Consider the following 17,603-nt stretch of genomic DNA (forward strand, 5'->3'; position numbering starts at 1 on the left):
CCGCCTTCGGTCAGATGACCGAAGGCATCTTTTATCTTCAAGAGGTTATATCGATGACCAGACGCCTGACTCTCTCCGCCCCCGTCAAGAGCCAACCGCTGCACATTGGCAGCGGCTTTGCAGCCAGCCATTTTGGCGAACACTTTTTCAACGGCATGATAGACCCCGTGGTGATGGTGGATCACTTCCAGATGACCGCCCCCACCTTCGAGCCCCACCCCCACGCCGGGATCTCTGCCGTCACCTATCTGTTTGAAGATTCGACGAGCCCCCACGTCAACTACGACTCCCTCGGCAATCAGGGCCCCATCGAACCGGGGGCACTCCACTGGCTGGCGGCCGGGCGCGGGGCTGTGCATACCGAGCAGCCGGAAGGGGAATCGCCCTATGTACACGCCCTGCAGATCTTCGTCAACCTGCCTGCCCGTCAGAAGATGGCGTCGCCTTTTACCGTCCACGCAGACGTAGCCACCATCCCCGAGTTTCATGGCGAAGGGGTGCGAGTACGGGTGGTCGCAGGCCACAGTAACGGGATAACGGCACCACACTCGGCAGAACTGCCCCAACCCTTTACCCTGCTCGATGGCCATTGCGCGCCCGACAGCCGCTTCACCCATCTGCTGGCGGCAGGCTGGAATGCCATGATCTATCCCCTGACCGGATCGCTGACCCTGCAGGCGGAGGGAGAGCGGCACCTCATCCCGGCAGGTCACGGGATGGCAGTCAGCCTCTCTGCCGATGGCGGCGAGGCGGTGGCACTGCAACTTGAGGCCACCGAGCCCTGCCACTTTGTGCTGCTCTCAGGCCAGGCGCTCAATGAACCCCTGGTCAAACATGGCCCCTTCGTCATGAACAGCCACGACGCCATTGCAGATCGGCTGCATGCCTATCAGCGCGGCGAATTTGGTCAGCTCAACGATGAGTGGCTGCGCAACGGCCAATCTCGGCCATGAGCACGCTCGCTGGCCACCAGCCACAAAGCACGCGCTGGCCTCTGGTCTTCCTCGCCATTTTCGCCGGTGCCAGCGGCGCTCTCTGCCTTGGCAAAGTGCCCGCCGTGCTCGGCATACTGCGCGGCGAGCTGGGGTTGACACTGGTCGAAGCCAGCTATCTCGCCTCAGCTTTCAATACGCTGGCGATCCTCTTCAGCCTCTTTCTCGGCCTGCTGCTGACCCGCTGGAGTGGGCGGCAAACCGGGGTTGTCGGGCTTTTGGTTATCGTCATAGGCGGGGCGTTGGCACTGCCCGCCACCGAGCTAGCCATGATGCTGCTGTCGCGCATTGTAGAGGGGATTGGCTTTTTGCTGGTCTCGGTGGCCATGCCCGCCTTTATCGTGGCGGTGACCCGGGAGGAGGATAAACGGCTGGCCATAAGCCTGTGGGCAGTCAACCTGCCCCTCGGGGCGGCGGCGGGTATGCTGCTCACCCCTGGCTCACGGCGCAAGGTGGCTGGCGACTGGCCTGGCAGATCCTGATGATCCCGCAACTCTCTGCCCTGCTGCTTCTGCTCGCCAGTCGCTCGGCAGATAAACTGCGGGTCTGGGCACCCCAAAACTCGATCAACTCGGGCCACCCACTGCGCCAGCTCACGGTGCTCCGACAACTGACACTCTGGCGCTACGGGTTGGCGTTCACGCTCTACAGCCTGATGCTCTGGGCGCTCTTTGTCTGGCTGCCAACCATGTTGCAAGGCAGCCCCGGGATTGGCCAAAGCCAGATTGCTCTGCGCTGGCGGTGGTCGCCAATATTCCCGGCAACCTGATGGGTGCATGGCTGCTGCGCCGGGGCGTGGCACGAGATCGGCTCATCAGCTGGGCACTGGGCCTGATGGCGCTGTGCGGCATGCTCGCCTTCTGGCCCGGCCTGTCGCCGTGGTGGGCCTATGGATTGTGCCTCGTCCTCTGCCTGGCGGGCGGTATGGCGCCGCCAGCTATCCTCTCGTCTGCGCAGGGAGTGAGTCAGGGGCCGGTGCAACTGGCCATCGTGCAGGGCTTTTTTGTCCAGCTCGCCAACTTCGGTCAGCTGCTTGGCCCCCTGTTGCTGGCGGCCCTGATGACGGACAGCGGCCATTGGGGAAGCGCTCGCTGGCTCTTTCTGGGCGGCTTGCTGCTGGTCGCGCTACTCTATGCCGCGGGCCACCTGCCGGGCTCAAGCATGGCTGCAAAACAGGCTCGATCGCATTCGCGGCAAGATGAAAGGTGACGAATAGAGAGGGAAACATCACAGTTATCGCAGGGAATGCTGGCCGGACAAGAGGCTGTTCAGTATGTTAACTGTTTAATCTTGCTTAACGGTAGCCACCATGTCTCAAGTCGATCTCAATCTCTTTCGCGTCCTCGATGCGGTGATCCGCTATGGTGGTGTCACCACGGCCGCCGAGATGATGGAGATGACCCCCTCGGCCATCAGCCAGGCCATCAGCCGCCTGACCAGCCTGGTGGGCGAGCCGCTGTTTGTCCGCCAGGGACGCGGCATCACCCCCACGGCGCGAGCGCTCAGTCTGCACCACGAGATCATGGTGCCGCTGCACGACATGGAGCGCAGCCTGCAGCGCACCGATCTCTTTGATCCCCAGACCAGTCGGCGCACTTTTCGCATCGCGGGGGTGCCCGATATCGATATCTTCTTCCTGCCGGAGCTCAACAACCTGCTGCAGACCCAAGCCCCCAACTGTCAGCTGGAGTGGAACACCCAGGTGCAGGACGAAGCCCTGCGCCAGAACAGCCTCTATCTGCACAGCGTGGATCTGGTGCTGGCCACCAAGCCGATGGCGGAGCAGGGGATCGAAAACGAGCAGATCATGTCCCAGGCCCTGCGCATCGCCTGCCGCAAGGATCACCCCAGGATCCGCCAGGCCCCCGACATGGCCACCTTCTTCAACGAAAAGCACGTGGTATTGCAAACCAGACGGCTCGACAGCTTGCTGCTCAACACCCTGACCAAGGCGCCGCTGCCGCCGCGCCAGATTGCCTACGAGAGCGACTCCCTGCTCACCGCTCTTCATCTGGTGAGTCGTACCGACTGGCTCTGCGTCGCCAGCCAGTGGCATATGGAGAAGCTGGGGCAAGCGCTGGATCTGGCCAGCTATCCCCTCCCCTGGCTCTCGGAGGATTGCCCCGTCTACATGAGTTGGCACAAGAGCTCCGGTCAGGATATCGGGCTTAATTGGCTCAAAGATCAGGTGCGGGCCGTCAGTTCGTTTTAAGTATGCTTAACAGTCAAGCATGCCCATCTCCTCATCCGGGCTATCGCTCTTCTCGACAAACCGCCTTATGGATAATCCCCCTTCAGGATAATCGGGGGCCTTTTCTCAACCATTAAGGCGCAGCTTATGACGATATCGTCGTGCCGAAGTAGCTGCGCAGCGCCTCCACCACCCGTCGCACCTTCTCCGGGATCTCCCGCTGCGGCGTGATGGCGTGGATCTCCATCGGTGCCACCCGAAAACCGGGCAACAGTTCGAGCAGACGCCCCTGCGCCAGATCCTCGCCAATCTCCCCCTCCGGTTGCAGCGAGATCCCCTGCCCCGCCAGCGCAAACTGGCGCAGGGGCAATACGTTATTGCAGAGCACCTTGGCCTTGAACCTCACCCTGTGTTCGCCACCCTTTTCATCCTGCAGCAGCAAACCGTTGCCCAGCATGTCGCCACAGAGCCAGTCGTGAGTGGCCAGATCGACGGGGGTGCGTGGTGTTCCCTTGCGCGCCAGATAGGCGGGGGCGGCGCAGAGCAGCATCCGGGTCTGCCCCAGTTTGCGGGCCACCAGGGTTGAGTCGGGCAAGGTGCCGACCCGCAGTGCCACATCGATCCGCTCAGCAATGAGATCCCGTTTCTCGTCGTCGGCGATGATCTGGATGGTAAGGCCGGGGTGGGCCTGCAGCAGCGGTGAGAGGGCCAGTGCCAGCGGCTGGCCCGCCATCCCCACCGGGGCAGTGATCCGCACTTCCCCGAGCAGGGCGTCACGCACCTCCGAGAGGCGCAGCTCGGTCTCGCTCAGAGTCTGCTGCAACGCCCGGCACCCTTGCCACACCACCTCTCCCGCCTCGGTCAGACTGAGACGACGGGTGGAGCGATGGAGCAGGGGCAGTCCGAGCAGGCTTTCGAGCTGGCTGATATGCTGACTGACGGCGGAGGGGGTCATGCCAAGGGATTTGGCCGCCCCTGTCATGCTGCCCGCTTCCACCACGGCGGCGAAGATGGCGTAACGTCTGAGCTGTTCCATTATTAAATCCAGCTTATAAGTGAATGCATTTTTGAGGTGATTATTAAATCATAAATGGCGGCGTAGGATAGCCCCATTCCAACAGTGAAGGAGAGTTCCCCATGAAGATTGCCCTGATCGGTGCCAGCGGTTTTGTCGGTTCAGCCATCCTGAACGAGGCCATCAGCCGCGGCCATCACGTCACCGCCATCGTCCGCGATGTCAGCAAGGTGGCCGCCCATCCGCAGGTCACCGCCGTGGCGGTGGATGCCCAAAACCCGCAGGCATTGGCCGAGGTGCTCAAGGGGCACGATCGGGTGATCAGCGCCTACAACCCGGGCTGGACCACACCGGATATCTACGACCAGTACCTCAAAGGTGCCAACGCGATCGTCGCAGCAGCCAAAGCGGCCCACAGCTGGCTGCTGGTAGTAGGTGGCGCCGGCAGTCTGGAGGTTGCCCCCGGCGTGCAACTGGTAGATACCCCGGAGTTCCCGGCTGAGTGGAAACAGGGGGCACTGGCGGCCCGCGACGGTCTCACCGCCCTGCGTCGTGAAACCACCCTCGACTGGCGCTTTGTCTCTCCCCCGGTGTTCCTCGAACCGGGCGAGAAGCGCGGCGGCTATCGGATTGGTGGCGATCAGGTGCTCTTTAGCGGCGAACAGCCTGCCGGGATCACCGCCGGTGATCTGGCCGATGGCGTGCTGAACGAGGTGGAAAAACCGGCTCACCTGCGCCAGCGCTTTACCCTGGGTTACTGAGAGCCAGCAGGCGGTTAAGGCCAGAATACGCGGTCATTCGCCTGTGCTTTCGGTCAGGTGAAAAACCGCTCAACCAGAAGGGAGGCATCCGCCTCCCTTCTGTTTTGGTCATTTTCTGGTTTGGCCATTTTCTGTTTTGGTGATTTTGCCACTGGCTGCTTGCCTCTGGTTATCACTCTCCCCCTCATCATTGCCCCTTGACCCCGCAATGGCTGCGCAAAAAACCTTCAGCCCATCAGACGCCGAATTCCATTTCGAATTTTGTATATAACTAAGAATAATTTGTTGTTTCCGTCTTATAACACCGAACAGTAGCATCCCCTTCATTCCAGATGGCGCCACACCGCAGCGCACACCGCCACACTGTCGCGCCATCCCGTTTGCCGCTTATCAGGTCTGCCAACAGCGGAGGCAGTGCAAGAGATGGCGCCAGAGATAACGAAAGAGTGAGGAGGTGCACATGGAACATTCACCACTGCCGATCATCGATCTGGCTGCCCTCAAGGGGGCGCCCGAGGTGCGTCGCCCTATGCTGGCCAGGCTGGCCGCGGCCGCCCGCGATGTGGGCTTTTTCTATCTGGTCGGCCACGGCTTGAGCAAGGTTGAGATGCTACAGACCCTGGCGCTGGCAGAGCGCTTCTTTGCTCTGCCGGAGCAGGAGAAGTTGGCAGTGCAGATGGTCAACAGCCCCCACTTTCGCGGCTACAACCGGGTCGGTGCCGAGCTGACCCGCCAGCGGCCGGATCTGCGAGAGCAGTTCGATATCATGAACGAGGCGCAAGCCCTGCCTGCGGCCTTGATCCGTGAACCATGGCAGCGGCTGATCGGCCCCAACCAGTGGCCGACCGCTCTGCCAGAGATGAAAGGCCATCTGCTGGCGTGGCAGGATCGGCTGAGCGATATCACCCTCACCCTGCTGGCCGCTTTTGCCGAGGTGCTGGAACAACCGGCCCAAGTGTTTGACGACAGTATTCGCGGCGCCCCCTACCAGCACATGAAGCTGATTCACTACCCGGGGCAAGAGGCGGGCGGCAGCAGTCAGGGGGTCGGCGCCCACAAGGATCCCGGCTACCTGACGCTGGTGATGCAGGACAATCACTCGGGGCTTGAGGTCGAGACGGCCGACGGCTGGATCTCCGCGCCGCCCCTGCCGGGCGCGCTGGTGGTCAATATCGGCGAGCTGCTGGAGCTGGCCTCCAACGGCTATCTCAAGGCGACCCTGCATCGGGTGGTGAGCCCGCCGCCCGGCGTCTCGCGCCTCTCCTGCGCCTTCTTTATGGCGGCGCGGCTCGATGCCACCGTGCCCCTGCTCAGCCTCTCCCCCGCGCTGGCAGCGCAGGCGCAAGGGCCGGAGAGTGACCCGACTAACCCGCTCTTTAATCAGGTGGGGGAGAACGTGCTCAAGGGGCGGCTGCGCTCCCACCCGGATGTAGCGGCCCGCCACTATGGGGAACCCGCTCGCCTCCCACGCACAAAGAGCGAAGCGATACCGGCCTAAGCAGCGCAGAGATCCGCAGGCGGGTATATGCATAAGCCACAAGCAGCATGCACATACCCGCGCTGGCAAAAACAACAATCAACGAACAACAAAACAAGCCATGGCCAGAGCCTGGCCATCACGGAGCAACACGATGAAATTCAAGACCATGAGCGTACACAGCGGCCAGCGGATCGACCCACAGACCGGTGCCCTCACCACCCCGCTCTACCAGAGCAGCACCTTCAGCTACTTCAACGCTCAAGCGGGCAAGGATCGTTTCGCAGGTCAGGCCCCTGGCTTTATCTACAGCCGCTTTGGCAACCCCACCACTGCCGAGCTGGAGCAGAAGCTGGCGGCGCTGGAAGGGGCTGACGAAGCGCTGGTGGTGGCGAGCGGCATGGCGGCGGTGAGCGCCATCATGTATGCCCTGGCCGACAGCGGCGATGAGGTGGCCTATATCGGCCCGCTCTACGGCGGCACCGATGCGTTCCTCAAGCAGACCTTCAGCCGCGCCGGTATCAAGATCACCGCTTACGAGAGCGATCGGGATCTGCTGGCCAACATCCGCCCTGCTACCAAGGTGGTACTGTTCGAAACCCTGACCAACCCCACTCTCAAGGTGGTGGATCCGCGGCTGGTGGTGGAAGCGGCCCGCAAGGTGGGCGCCATTACGGTATGTGACAACACCTTCCTCACCCCCTACCTGCTGCGTCCGCTGGAGCTCGGGGTCGATGTAGTGATGCACAGCGGCACCAAGTATCTGGGCGGCCACGGCGACATCATCGCCGGGGTGGTGGCGGGCTCTCACGCCCTGATGAAGTCGATCCGCACCGTGGCCCTCAAGCATATCGGCTCCCCCATCGGCCCGCAGGAGGCCTACCTGCTGCAACGCGGGGTCAAGACCCTGCCGCTGCGGATGGATGCCCACCTGCACAATGCCCAGAAAGTGGCCGAGTTTCTGGCGGCACATCCGGCGGTGAAGAAGGTGATCTACCCGGGGCTTGCCAACCATCCGGGCCACGATGCTCTCAGCGCCTTCGCCAGCGGCTTTGGCGGCATGGTGAGTATTGAACTTGAAGGCGGGTTTGAGCGCTGCGCCACCCTGCTCGATAACCTGCAACTGTTCGTGCAGGCGGTGAGTCTGGGGGATCTCGAGAGTCTGGCCTGCCATCCGGCTAGCACCACCCACGCCGCCATGGACGAGGCGAGCCGCCTCGCCGCCGGGGTCAACGACGACCTCATCCGCTTCAGCATCGGGGTGGAAGATGCGGACGATCTGATCGCCGATCTGGCCGCCGCGCTGGCGCAGATCTAATCGGGCGCGCTTTTACTCGCCGACAAAACAGCGGCGAGTGAGATGCCTCAAACACAACAACGGCCCATCAAGGGCCGTTGTTGTTTGTTGCGCTATGGAAAGACGGGATTTACTCCTCCCACACCACCACCTGGGATGAGGGCCAGCGATCCCCGACCTGGGCGTACTTTTGCTCCAGCAGGTGACGCTTGATCTTCATGGTGGGAGTCAGCACACCGTTCTCGATATTCCAGGGAGTTTTCACTACCAGAATGCCGCGGATCTTGGCGTGGGATTCCAGCTGATCGTTGACCCGAACCCGCGCCGCTTCCAGTCTGGCGTTGACCTCCTCCCGATTGCCCTTCATGGCGCTCTCGGCCAGTTGCACCAGCGCAATGGGCTGGGGCATGCCGTAACCAATCACGCAGAGCTGTTCGATAATGGGCTCCTGACCCAGCAGCCCCTCGATGGGCACCGGCGCCACATACTTGCCCTTGGCGGTCTTGAACACATCCTTCATCCGGCCGGTGATGGTGAGATAACCCTCCTTGTCCAGCTTGCCCATATCGCCGGTGTGGAGCCACCCCTCGGCATCGATGGCCTCGGCGCTGTGCTCGGGATCCTTGTAGTAACCCAGCATCATCCCTTCGCAGCGGCAGAGGATCTCCCCCTCGTCGGAGATCTTGATGGTCACCCCGATCCCCGCCTTGCCGACGGTGCCGATCTTGTCGGCGCGGAACGGGTAGTTGATGGTGGAGTAGGCGTGGTTCTCGGTCATACCCCAGGCTTCAGTCACCTTGAGGCCGATGCTCAGATACCACTCAAGCAGCGCAGGGGAGACAGGCGCAGAGCCGCAGCCGAGTACCCGGGCCTGATCCAGCCCAAGCCCCTTTTGCAGCTTGCGTTTGATAAGGCCGGAGATAAGCGGGATCTTGAGCAGCAACGCCAGTTTGTTCTGGGACAGCTTCTCGTGGATCTTGATGCGGAACATGGCCCACAGCCGTGGCACCGAGATAAAGACGGTGGGACGGCAGCGTTTGACATCTTCGATAAAGGTGTCAAGAGATTCAGGGAAAGCGATAGTAGCACCGCCATAGAGGCTGCCGCCGTAGATGTAGACCCGCTCGGTAATGTGGGCCAGCGGCAGGTAGGAGAAGCCCCGATCGGCCTGGCTCAGGCTCACCGTCTCCACCAGCTTCTCGCACGACCAGGCGTAGCGCTCGACGCTCAGCATGGCCCCTTTCGGCTTGCCGGTACTGCCGGAGGTGTAGACCAGACTCAGCAGGGAGTCAGGGGCCTGCACCGGGCTGTCAGGGATCGGCTCATGCGCCTCCAGCAGGTCATCCCACTGGTGGCTGGCCGGCATGGTGTCGTAGGGGAAGGCGATACGCAGCAGATCGGCAGGCACCCCCGCCTCCTGACTCTTCCAGTCATCCAGCTTGCCGACGAAGATCGCCTTGGCTTCGCTGTGGCGCAGCACATATTCGATGGTGTCGACGTTGGCGGTCGGGTAGATGGGCACGCTCACATACTGCCCCATCTGCATCGCCAGATCGGCGATAAACCACTGGGCGCAGTTCTTGGAGAGCAGCGCCACCTTGTCACCGGCCACCAGACCGAGGTGACGCAAGGCCGTCACCATCCGCCGCGCTTCATCGGCCACTTCACCCCAGGTGAAATCGACATATTCGCGATTGATGGTTTGACGCAGGTAGGTTCGATCAGGACACTGCCGCTCCCAGTGATAGAGCATCTCGAGCGGCAGTTTATTGGCAATGCGTGAGGAGGAGGCCATAGTTTAATCCCTGAAACAAAAGGCGAAACTTATTATTAACCTTTCACTAACTTCAGGGGAAGAATAAACTCAAACTTCAGTTTGAATTGTGTATCCGATCAAGCTTCTGCGTCTTGTTGCAAACGACTCCACATCGCCTGCACCAGTTTTTCATCCTCTTCAGATAGCTCACCTTGCAAGATCGCCTCGTTGAGGCTGCGCAGCACATAGCTCTTGACGTCCCGCACCAGGGTCTTGCCTTCCAGCTCGGCCCGGGCAACGGCCAATGAGATATGACCTCGCAGGTAACCCCCCGCAAACAGCTCATCGTCGGTCGCGGTGGCAACCATGCTGTCGATCAGTCCCAACAACTTGTGCTCAAAATCGTGAATCGTCATGTAACGCAGCCTCATTTGCGGCAAAAAATTCGGGGGTATGGAACCGCAATCCGGTTGATTGCAGCTCTCTGGCGCCAGGCCAGCAGCGTCCTTGGCGTCCTATTCCGGGTTGGCCACCGGGTAGATGACCTGATCCTTGTATCCCGTGGTTATTCGCAGATAACCACGCAACGCCCGGTTTAATTCGGGATCATCGGTGTCCACCAGCAGCGGCCTGCCCGCAAGGGCGGCAAGCTTGGCTTTGGTTGCCAGCACCTGGATATTGTCCAGCCCGACACACCGAATCACCTCTGGACTCAATTGCTGATTTCCGCGCCCGAACAGATGTCCCTGTCCGCCGATCAGGGTAATGATCAGTCGGCAGCGACGGCCGCGGATCCGGGTCAGGATCTCGGCGGCGCTGAGATCCTGCCCGATAAGTCGGCCATTTTCCACCAGATCCACACCGAGCAAAGTATTTTCCAGACCGAGCTCTGCCATACAGGCTGCCACCGTGCTGCCGGAGCCCATCAGATAGAGGGTATCGGGCTCCATCTGCTCCACCACACCGGCGGCGAGATCCGCCAACACCAGCTCTTCGGACTCCTTGCCCCCCTGTTTTACCGCCTGTACGTAACGCAGATCGCCGGGCACCTTCAGCTGGCCGTAGTGGCGGGCCCGCACCTTGCCCGCGCGAAACGCCTCCTCGTCGATGTCGCGCACCTCGGCATCGATCAGGCTGAGCAGTTCCCCTGCGATCATCCGCGCCACCACCCGCCCGCTGGCGGCAGGCGTCACCCCGTAGACGCCGGAGTGGATCTTGCACCCCGCGGGAATGCCGAGCACATGGCAGGACTCCCCCACCGCGGCGCAGATATCCCGCGCCGTGCCATCGCCACCGGCAAACAGCAGCAGATCGACCCCGGCTTCGCGCATCAGCTCGGCAGCGTGGCGGGTATCGTCAGCCGAGGTGCTATCCCCGGCCGGTTGATAGATGATCCGACAGGGCAACCCCAGCTCGCGGGCCACCGCCTCCCCCATCTCTCCCGCCACCGTCAGCAGTTCAAACGGGACGCTCAGCTCGCACAGTGGCAACAGAGCTTGCCGCGCCCGCTCCTGCGCTTTGGGCACAGCGCCACGAGCAAGCGCCTCATCCACCACGCCGTCACTGCCCTTGAGCCCCACTGCGCCGCCAATCCCGGCGACCGGATTAATAATGAACCCTAATCGAAACATGCCTGCCTCCCTTGCGATGGCCACCATTTTTATCTTTTCCCCCCTCTGGGACAAGCAGTGGCACCCCTGCTAGAATGCGCTGCTTCAATTTTCCAACCAATTTTCAACCAAGGTTCAATCATGCTGGAATGGGTTCTTGATCCTTCTGCCTGGGTCGCACTCGCCACCCTTACCCTGCTCGAGATCGTGCTGGGCATCGACAACATCATCTTTATCTCCATCCTGGTAGGTCGCCTGCCGGAGGCGCAGCGTCAAAAAGCGCGCATTCTGGGTCTGGGGCTCGCCATGGGTACCCGGATCCTGCTGCTGCTCTCGCTGGCCTGGGTGATGCGCCTCACCGATCCGCTCTTCACCGTGCTGGATGAAGCCATCTCCGGCCGCGACCTGATCCTGCTGCTGGGGGGCCTGTTCCTCATCGGCAAGAGTGCCCACGAGATCCACGTCACCCTGGAAGGGGCAGCCGAGCCGGAGAGCGTCAGCAAAGCGGCCTCGGGCTTTATCAGCACCCTGATCCAGATCGCCATCCTCGATATCGTGTTCAGCCTCGACTCGGTGATCACCGCGGTCGGCATGGCCGATCACGTGCCGGTGATGGTGCTGGCCATCATGATCGCCGTCCTCATCATGATGTTTGCCGCCAAATCCATCGGTGATTTTGTCGATGCCCACCCCACCATCAAGATGCTGGCTCTCTCCTTCCTCACCCTTGTTGGTTTCGCCCTGATGGCGGAGGGGATGGACCTGCACATTCCGAAGGGCTACATCTACTTCGCCATGGCCTTCTCGCTGGTGGTGGAGATGATCAACATCCGCCTGCGCAGCCATCACGACAATAACGGGCAAAATAGCGCGCAGTAACCCTGCCCGCACATGCCCTCGCGACCCCAGCTGTCGCGATCAAAAAGAGCGCCGATCGGGCGCTCTTTTTTTATGGGTAACGAAACGCTGAAAAGGTTATTGATCGCTGATGACGATGGCAACCCGGCGGTTGGCGGCCCGGCCCTCTCTGGTCTTGTTATCCGCCAGCGGCATGGTCTCGCCACGGCCATGGATCTCCAGATTGGCGGGCTTCATGCCGACCGAGACCAGCACATCGGCCACCGACTGGGCCCGCTTCAGGGAGAGCTGCTGGTTGTAGCTGCTCTCGCCGGTATTGTCGGTGTGGCCATCCACCCGCGCCTTGTCCAACCCTACGCCAAGAAGTGTTTTACCCAGTTTTTCAACGGATTGGCGAGTCTGGGGATTGAGCGCCCCCACGTTGTTGGCAAACAACACCCGGTTGGCCAGATCCAGCGTCCACCCCTCATCGGTCAGATAAAAGCCCTGCTCCTTGAGCACGGCGATTTGCTCCGGGGTCAACCCTTTGGGGGCACTCTGGCAACCGGCCAGCAGTGACAACATCAACCCCAGCAGGGTCACTTTCAACAGGTGGGTGATCTTCATGGTTTGCTCCTTGTTTATGTTGTTATTCTTGCCAGTCAGGCGATGGTTTGCTGTTCGCTGCGGCGCGCCCGTTTCGCCAGATACATGGCTGCATCGGCCTGATCACACAGCACGCTGGCACTCATGCCCGCCTGATAGACGGCAAAGCCGACACTCACCTCTGCCACCAGCTGACGACCATCACGCAGCGCCACCAGTTCGCTCATCGCCTGCTGGATGCGGCCAATCACCTCTTCCACCTCATGCTGTCGCTGGAGTGGGCCAACCAGCACCGCAAACTCGTCACCACCGAGGCGAAACACCAGATCATCCGGACGCAGCTGATGTTGTACCCGTCTTGAGAGCGCGATCAGCACATCGTCACCGGCGTTGTGCCCCAGCGTGTCATTAATTTGCTTGAAGCGATCGCAGTCGAGATAGAGCAGCGCAAACCCCTCTTGCTCGCCGAGGGAGATGGCCTGCGCGAGCCGCGCTTCAAACAGGGCGCGATTGGGCAGTCCGGTGAGGGCATCGTGAGTCGCCTGATGGAGCAGGCTGGCATTTTCGCGGGCCTGCTGGGCCTGCCAGGCTTGCAGCTCGTCCAGCAGGGAGTTGAAGTCATCCCCCAGCTCGTTAATCTCGACAATATCGGCCGGTGGCGCCCGCATCCCCAGGGTGCGTTGTCGACGTACCGAGTGGGCGACAAGTGCCAGTTTGCGCAGCGGTGCGGTGATGGAGACCTGCATCCGGTCAGCCACATAGAGTGCCACCATGGCGCTCAGCATCAGGCAAACCACCATCGCCAGCAGCGCCGAGAGCAAAAACAGCAACAGATATTCACCGTGGCCGCGCAGCTCGATGGTGGCGATCTGCTCACCACCCCGCAGCATGGGGAGCTTGACAGGCCCCGGCATCAGCAGTTGGGCCAGATAGTCTTCGAGCGTCACCAGCGGGTTGCTTCTGGGGCGCTCCCAACTGGCAAGCAGCTGACCATTGGTCAGCACGATAGTGGCTTCGGCCACCTCTTCCTTGGCAACGATACCACTGAGCGCCTCGCTCGCCGCCTCCTCATCGTGGAACACCACCGCCGCCTCGGCGCTGTAGCTGATGGCGCGGGCTACCAGCTCCAAATTGTGGTCGGCGTAAAAACGCACTACCAGTAGGGCCACCAGTGTAAAAAAGAGTCCCGCCACGCTGACGGCTGTGATGGCGGCCACCAGATGGGTTCGCCCCAGGCTCTGACGCAGGGTCAGACGGCGGGGAGCCGCGCTCACCTGTCGTCTCATGGGACCCCCTTGTCGGCATGGGCCAGCTTGAGCACCGCGGGATGCACCCGCACGCCGCTCAGGGCCAGGGCATCGAGGTTCACTTTAAACCGCACCCGCACGCTGTCCGGCGAGGTCTGCAGGCAGAACACCGAGCTGGTGGAACAGTCGTGGTTGTATTCGCTGATGCTGAGCACTGGGTGTCCCTGCAGGCGGGCAAACAGCGCAATCCGGGTCGGCTCGTCGAGTACCCCCAGATAGAGCACATCGCAGTGATCGCTGATGGCCGGATCGCTCGCCTCGTAACGATGGACCTGCACGGTACGGCCATTGGCCTGACGATCGATGGTAAAGAGGGCGCCGGCATATTCGGTCGGCGCCGCCACGCACATGCGCAGTACCGCAGGCTCGGTGGGCCAGCGGGTGTAACTCATGATATCGAGCACCAGCTCCCTGACCGCCGTCGCCCGGCTCTCTGCGGCCGTTTCCGCCAGCGCGCGGGGCAACAGCAGGCCAAACGCAACCAACAGGAGCGCCAGACGGGCAGTTAAACGGGGGGAAAAGAGTAACAGCATGATCGGGAGGTAGTCGCCTTGACAATACCGCTGCTATGGCATTGCGGTTCGGGTACATGAACCCAGATAGTAAGTTGGCTGACACTGGCCTGACAAGTCTCACCCCACCATCAACTACCGAGTTCGTGTAAAGAAAACGGAGAGCCCGTCTGGTAACGGGCTCTCTGGTGGCAGGCAACAAGACGGAAATCACTTCTTGCTGATGCCGTATTCCCGCAGCTTGTTGGCGATGGCGGTATGCGACACGCCCAGGCGTTTGGCCAGCTGGCGCGTTGATGGGAAGGTGGGATAGAGCCGGGCCAGCAGCTGGCTCTCGAAGCGCTTCACCGCATCGTCGAGATTCCCCTCAAACCACTCGTCGATCAGCGGCATGGTATCGGCCGCCACCGGCAGGTCGATCTGCTCGGGCCCCAGCTCATCCCCTTCCAGCAGGGTCATGGCACGGTAGAGACAGTTGCGCAGCTGACGCACGTTGCCCGGCCAGCGGTAGGCGGTCAGGTAGTCGGCCATGTTGCGGGTAAAGCGCGGACGGGGTCGCTGCAACTCGCTGGCAAAGCGGGAGACAAACTGCTGGGCCAGCACCATGATGTCCGCCTTGCGCTCGCGCAGGGGGGGCAGCGCCAGACTGAGCACGTTAAGGCGATAGTAGAGATCCTCGCGGAAGGTTCCTTCGTGCACCAGATCCAGCAACTGCTTCTGGGTGGTGCAGATGAAACGCACGTTGACCTTCACCTCCTGCTCGTCACCGACCCGGCGGAACACCCCATCCTGCAGCACCCGTAAAAACTTGGTCTGCAGATGGGGAGACATATCGCCGATCTCGTCCAGCATCAGGGTTCCGCCGCTCGCCAGCTCCAACACGCCGCGCTTGCCCTCGGTGTTGTTGCCAAAGGCGCCGGGGGCATAACCAAACAGCTCGCTCTCGGCCACGTTATCGGGCATGGCGGCGCAGTTGAGGGCCATAAAGGGGTGGCTGGAGCGCAGGCTGGCCCCGTGACAGGCACGGGCCAGCAGCTCCTTACCGGTACCGGTCTCACCGACAATCAGCAGCGGCGCATCCTGCATCGCCAGTTTGCGCGCTTGCGACAGCACCTCTTTCATCTTGGGGCTCTCGGCCTGCAGATGCTCGAAGCCCCCCACTTCCACCGCATGAAGCGCGCTGAAGTGCAGGCCGACCCGACGGGCAGATTTGAGCACCACCACGGCCCCGGCCAGCGCCTGCTTGCCGCGGGCTTCTGCCACGAACAGCGGCATCAGATCCGCCAGATACTCTTCGCCATTGAAACTGAGCTTGCAGGTCTGCGGCTTGATCTCGCTCGCCTCCAGCCAGCGGGTGAAGGAGAAACCCTTGACCAGCGAACCGAGCGCCACGCCGCGCACCTCCTCCACCGGCAAGCCGAGGGTGGTGAGGGCAGACTGGTTGGCCTGGGTCACCTTGCCCTTGCTGTCGAGGGAGAAGACCAGATCCGGCAGCGCCTTGAGCAGCGCCTCTATCTCGTGGTGCTCTCGCTCGGAAGGCATGTAAGGGATGGTCTTGACATCGTAGACGCCGGGAATGCGGCGGATCTCCGGCATCAAATGCTGAAAATCACTGAACTCCAGCTCGGGAAAGTTGAGATAGATGATGCCTGAGGTATCGATTTCGATGCCGCGCAGATCGATATTGTGCTCCACCAGGCGGTCGAGCAGTTCCCGGGTCAGGCCCAGGCGGTCTTCACAGCTGACTTCAAGACGCATTCGGGACACACTTCCTAGCTAACTCTATGAATGAGCGGATAATACAGTCTCGATCCCCCCAGTGCGAGCGCCAGCCCATAAAAATGCGGGCCCGCCCCGCTTTCGCAGGCAGGCCCGGGTCAACCGATGACGCTGGTGTGGGGTGCGATTACCGGAGCAACTGATCTGTTCGCGCCGCCATGATGAAGTCGTTGCGGTGCAAGCCGCCAATCTTGTGCGTCCACCAGCTGACGGTCACCATATCGCTCACTCGATGAGTGGTGGCGTTCACTTCAGCAGCTCATCCGTGCGTGCAGCCATGATGAAGTCGTTGCGGTGCAGCCCACCGATCTTGTGAGTCCACCAGCTGACGGTCACCTTCCCCCACTCGGTCAAGATGGCCGGATGATGGAACTCCGCTTCCGCCAGCTCGCCCAGGCGGTTGGTAAAGGCCAGCGCCTCCTTGAAGTTGCGAAACGTAAATTCCCGCCGCAGTTGCAGCGCCCCCTCCTCCACCAGCGGCTGCCAGTCGGGAATAAGCTGCATCAGCTCGCGCAGCTCCTCATCGCTCACCTTGGGGGCATCGGCGCGACACGCTTCACACTGCTGGCTAGCCAGTTCGGACATGGGTTACTCCTGCTTGAATTAATGAAAAATTAATGAAAATGAAATAGGGTTGTTTGCTTTTGGTCAGCTTGCCTGTTTGCCAGCGGCAACCTCAAAGCGCGGCGGATAGAGGCCAAGCCGACTGGCCTCGGCCAGAGCAGCCATGATCTCCTCCCCGGTCAGCTGGTAGAGATGATCGAGACTCGGCAGCACAAAATAGGTGGGCTGCATGATGTCGATGCGATAGGGGGTGCGCAGCACGGTCAGTAGATCGAAGGGTTGCAGCAGCGGCTGGCCGGAGAGAGCATAGGCGGTCTCGCCGATGGAGGAGAGAATGCCGCCACCGTAGATACGCAGCCCGTCCGGCGTTGCCAAGAGGCCAAACTCCACGGTGAACCAGTAGAGCCGCGCCAGAAAAACTCGCTGCTCCTTGCTCGCCTGCTGCCCCAACTGACCATAGAGGTGGGTGAAGTGGGCAAAGGCCGGATTGGTCAACATGGCGCAGTGGCCGAAGATCTCGTGAAAGATATCGGGCTCTTGCAGGTAGTCGAGCTCATCACGGCGCCGGATAAAGGTGGCTACCGGAAACTGGCGATTGGCCAGCAGGGCGAAGAAGCGATCGAACGAGATAAGCGCAGGCACCGCCACCACCGACCAGCCGGTCACAGGCTGCAAGACGGCGTTGATCTCGGCCAGCTGGGGGATGCGATCACGGGGCAGCCCCAGTCTGTCGAGACCGGCCAGATACTCGTCACACCCCTTGCCATCGAGAGCGGCGAACTGACGTTCGATCAGGACCTGCCAGGTACCATGCTCCTCGTTGCTGTAGTGGATCACCCCGTCAGCATCCGGCTGGTGGGCGGTGTAAAAGGTTGCCATAGCGGTTCCATCCTCTGGCG

20 protein-coding genes are annotated in these 17,603 nt (G+C 61.5%); 9 read left to right on the forward strand and 11 right to left on the reverse strand.

Going from position 1 to position 17,603, the window contains the following annotated elements; translation table 11 throughout:
* The first annotated feature begins 53 nt into the window (after positions 1-53).
* The 5 genes from AB5Y86_RS10960 (at position 54) to AB5Y86_RS10980 (ending at position 3,204) form a co-directional block, all read left to right on the forward strand.
* Positions 54-953, forward strand: coding sequence for a pirin family protein (locus AB5Y86_RS10960; protein ID WP_257687630.1), 900 nt, complete (start codon positions 54-56; stop codon positions 951-953).
* The gene (locus AB5Y86_RS10965; protein ID WP_368192860.1) at positions 950-1,474 is read left to right on the forward strand and encodes an MFS transporter; all 525 of its coding nucleotides are present in this window, start codon (positions 950-952) and stop codon (positions 1,472-1,474) included. Before AB5Y86_RS10960 ends, AB5Y86_RS10965 begins: the two co-directional genes overlap by 4 nt.
* Complete coding sequence (locus AB5Y86_RS10970) at positions 1,474-1,761, forward strand: hypothetical protein (RefSeq protein ID WP_368192861.1); 288 nt, start codon at positions 1,474-1,476, stop codon at positions 1,759-1,761. Before AB5Y86_RS10965 ends, AB5Y86_RS10970 begins: the two co-directional genes overlap by 1 nt.
* A gap of 26 nt (positions 1,762-1,787) precedes the next feature.
* Positions 1,788-2,201 (forward strand): hypothetical protein, encoded by a 414-nt coding sequence (locus AB5Y86_RS10975; protein WP_368192862.1) that lies wholly within the window; start codon positions 1,788-1,790, stop codon positions 2,199-2,201.
* 100 nt (positions 2,202-2,301) lie between these two features.
* Positions 2,302-3,204, forward strand: coding sequence for a LysR family transcriptional regulator (locus AB5Y86_RS10980; RefSeq protein WP_368192863.1), 903 nt, complete (start codon positions 2,302-2,304; stop codon positions 3,202-3,204).
* A gap of 124 nt (positions 3,205-3,328) precedes the next feature.
* Here the strand turns inward: AB5Y86_RS10980 and AB5Y86_RS10985 are convergent, their stop codons facing one another.
* Complete coding sequence (locus AB5Y86_RS10985) at positions 3,329-4,219, reverse strand: LysR family transcriptional regulator (protein WP_368192864.1); 891 nt, start codon at positions 4,217-4,219, stop codon at positions 3,329-3,331.
* A gap of 101 nt (positions 4,220-4,320) precedes the next feature.
* Here AB5Y86_RS10985 and AB5Y86_RS10990 point away from each other — a divergent pair, with 101 nt between their 5' ends.
* The 3 genes from AB5Y86_RS10990 to AB5Y86_RS11000 all read left to right on the forward strand — a co-directional run bounded on the left by AB5Y86_RS10990 (position 4,321) and on the right by AB5Y86_RS11000 (position 7,754).
* The gene (locus AB5Y86_RS10990; RefSeq protein ID WP_368192865.1) at positions 4,321-4,959 is read left to right on the forward strand and encodes an NAD(P)-dependent oxidoreductase; all 639 of its coding nucleotides are present in this window, start codon (positions 4,321-4,323) and stop codon (positions 4,957-4,959) included.
* Between the two features lie 460 nt (positions 4,960-5,419).
* The gene (locus AB5Y86_RS10995; protein WP_368192867.1) at positions 5,420-6,457 is read left to right on the forward strand and encodes an isopenicillin N synthase family dioxygenase; all 1,038 of its coding nucleotides are present in this window, start codon (positions 5,420-5,422) and stop codon (positions 6,455-6,457) included.
* A gap of 133 nt (positions 6,458-6,590) precedes the next feature.
* Positions 6,591-7,754 carry a PLP-dependent aspartate aminotransferase family protein gene (locus AB5Y86_RS11000; protein WP_139494229.1) on the forward strand — a complete coding sequence of 388 codons (1,164 nt, stop codon included), beginning with the start codon at positions 6,591-6,593 and terminating at the stop codon, positions 7,752-7,754.
* A 109-nt stretch (positions 7,755-7,863) separates the two neighbouring features.
* On the opposite strand, the gene AB5Y86_RS11005 is transcribed toward AB5Y86_RS11000, so the two are convergent.
* The 3 genes from AB5Y86_RS11005 to AB5Y86_RS11015 form a co-directional block, all read right to left on the reverse strand.
* Entirely contained in the window at positions 7,864-9,528 is a 1,665-nt protein-coding gene (locus AB5Y86_RS11005; RefSeq protein WP_368192868.1) for an AMP-binding protein, read from the reverse strand.
* A gap of 98 nt (positions 9,529-9,626) precedes the next feature.
* On the reverse strand, positions 9,627-9,905 hold the full coding sequence (locus AB5Y86_RS11010) for a YfcL family protein (RefSeq protein WP_005333639.1): 279 nt from the start codon (positions 9,903-9,905) through the stop codon (positions 9,627-9,629).
* Positions 9,906-10,004: 99 nt separating this feature from the next.
* Positions 10,005-11,120 carry an ATP-NAD kinase family protein gene (locus tag AB5Y86_RS11015; RefSeq protein WP_368192869.1) on the reverse strand — a complete coding sequence of 372 codons (1,116 nt, stop codon included), beginning with the start codon at positions 11,118-11,120 and terminating at the stop codon, positions 10,005-10,007.
* Positions 11,121-11,240: 120 nt separating this feature from the next.
* On the opposite strand from AB5Y86_RS11015, the gene AB5Y86_RS11020 reads away from it, so the two are divergent.
* A complete protein-coding gene (locus AB5Y86_RS11020) occupies positions 11,241-11,978 on the forward strand; it encodes a TerC family protein (protein WP_368192870.1) in 738 nt (245 codons plus the stop codon).
* Positions 11,979-12,074: 96 nt separating this feature from the next.
* Here the strand turns inward: AB5Y86_RS11020 and AB5Y86_RS11025 are convergent, their stop codons facing one another.
* The 7 genes from AB5Y86_RS11025 to phhA form a co-directional block, all read right to left on the reverse strand.
* Positions 12,075-12,563 (reverse strand): OmpA family protein, encoded by a 489-nt coding sequence (locus AB5Y86_RS11025; protein WP_005333642.1) that lies wholly within the window; start codon positions 12,561-12,563, stop codon positions 12,075-12,077.
* A gap of 35 nt (positions 12,564-12,598) precedes the next feature.
* Positions 12,599-13,828, reverse strand: a complete 1,230-nt coding sequence (locus AB5Y86_RS11030) for a diguanylate cyclase (RefSeq protein WP_368192871.1) — start codon at positions 13,826-13,828, stop codon at positions 12,599-12,601.
* Entirely contained in the window at positions 13,825-14,382 is a 558-nt protein-coding gene (locus AB5Y86_RS11035) for a YfiR family protein (protein WP_005333646.1), read from the reverse strand. Before AB5Y86_RS11035 ends, AB5Y86_RS11030 begins: the two co-directional genes overlap by 4 nt.
* A gap of 189 nt (positions 14,383-14,571) precedes the next feature.
* The gene (gene tyrR, locus AB5Y86_RS11040) at positions 14,572-16,119 is read right to left on the reverse strand and encodes a transcriptional regulator TyrR (protein WP_368192873.1); all 1,548 of its coding nucleotides are present in this window, start codon (positions 16,117-16,119) and stop codon (positions 14,572-14,574) included.
* 148 nt (positions 16,120-16,267) lie between these two features.
* On the reverse strand, positions 16,268-16,390 hold the full coding sequence (locus AB5Y86_RS11045) for a 4a-hydroxytetrahydrobiopterin dehydratase (RefSeq protein ID WP_302054525.1): 123 nt from the start codon (positions 16,388-16,390) through the stop codon (positions 16,268-16,270).
* On the reverse strand, positions 16,387-16,725 hold the full coding sequence (locus AB5Y86_RS11050) for a 4a-hydroxytetrahydrobiopterin dehydratase (protein ID WP_019444917.1): 339 nt from the start codon (positions 16,723-16,725) through the stop codon (positions 16,387-16,389). Before AB5Y86_RS11050 ends, AB5Y86_RS11045 begins: the two co-directional genes overlap by 4 nt.
* 63 nt (positions 16,726-16,788) lie before the next feature.
* Positions 16,789-17,583 carry a phenylalanine 4-monooxygenase gene (gene phhA, locus AB5Y86_RS11055; RefSeq protein ID WP_368192874.1) on the reverse strand — a complete coding sequence of 265 codons (795 nt, stop codon included), beginning with the start codon at positions 17,581-17,583 and terminating at the stop codon, positions 16,789-16,791.
* Between the last annotated feature and the right edge of the window lie 20 nt (positions 17,584-17,603).

It is taken from the genome of Aeromonas sp. s8 (genome assembly GCF_040907785.1).
Taxonomy (GTDB): domain Bacteria; phylum Pseudomonadota; class Gammaproteobacteria; order Enterobacterales; family Aeromonadaceae; genus Aeromonas; species Aeromonas veronii.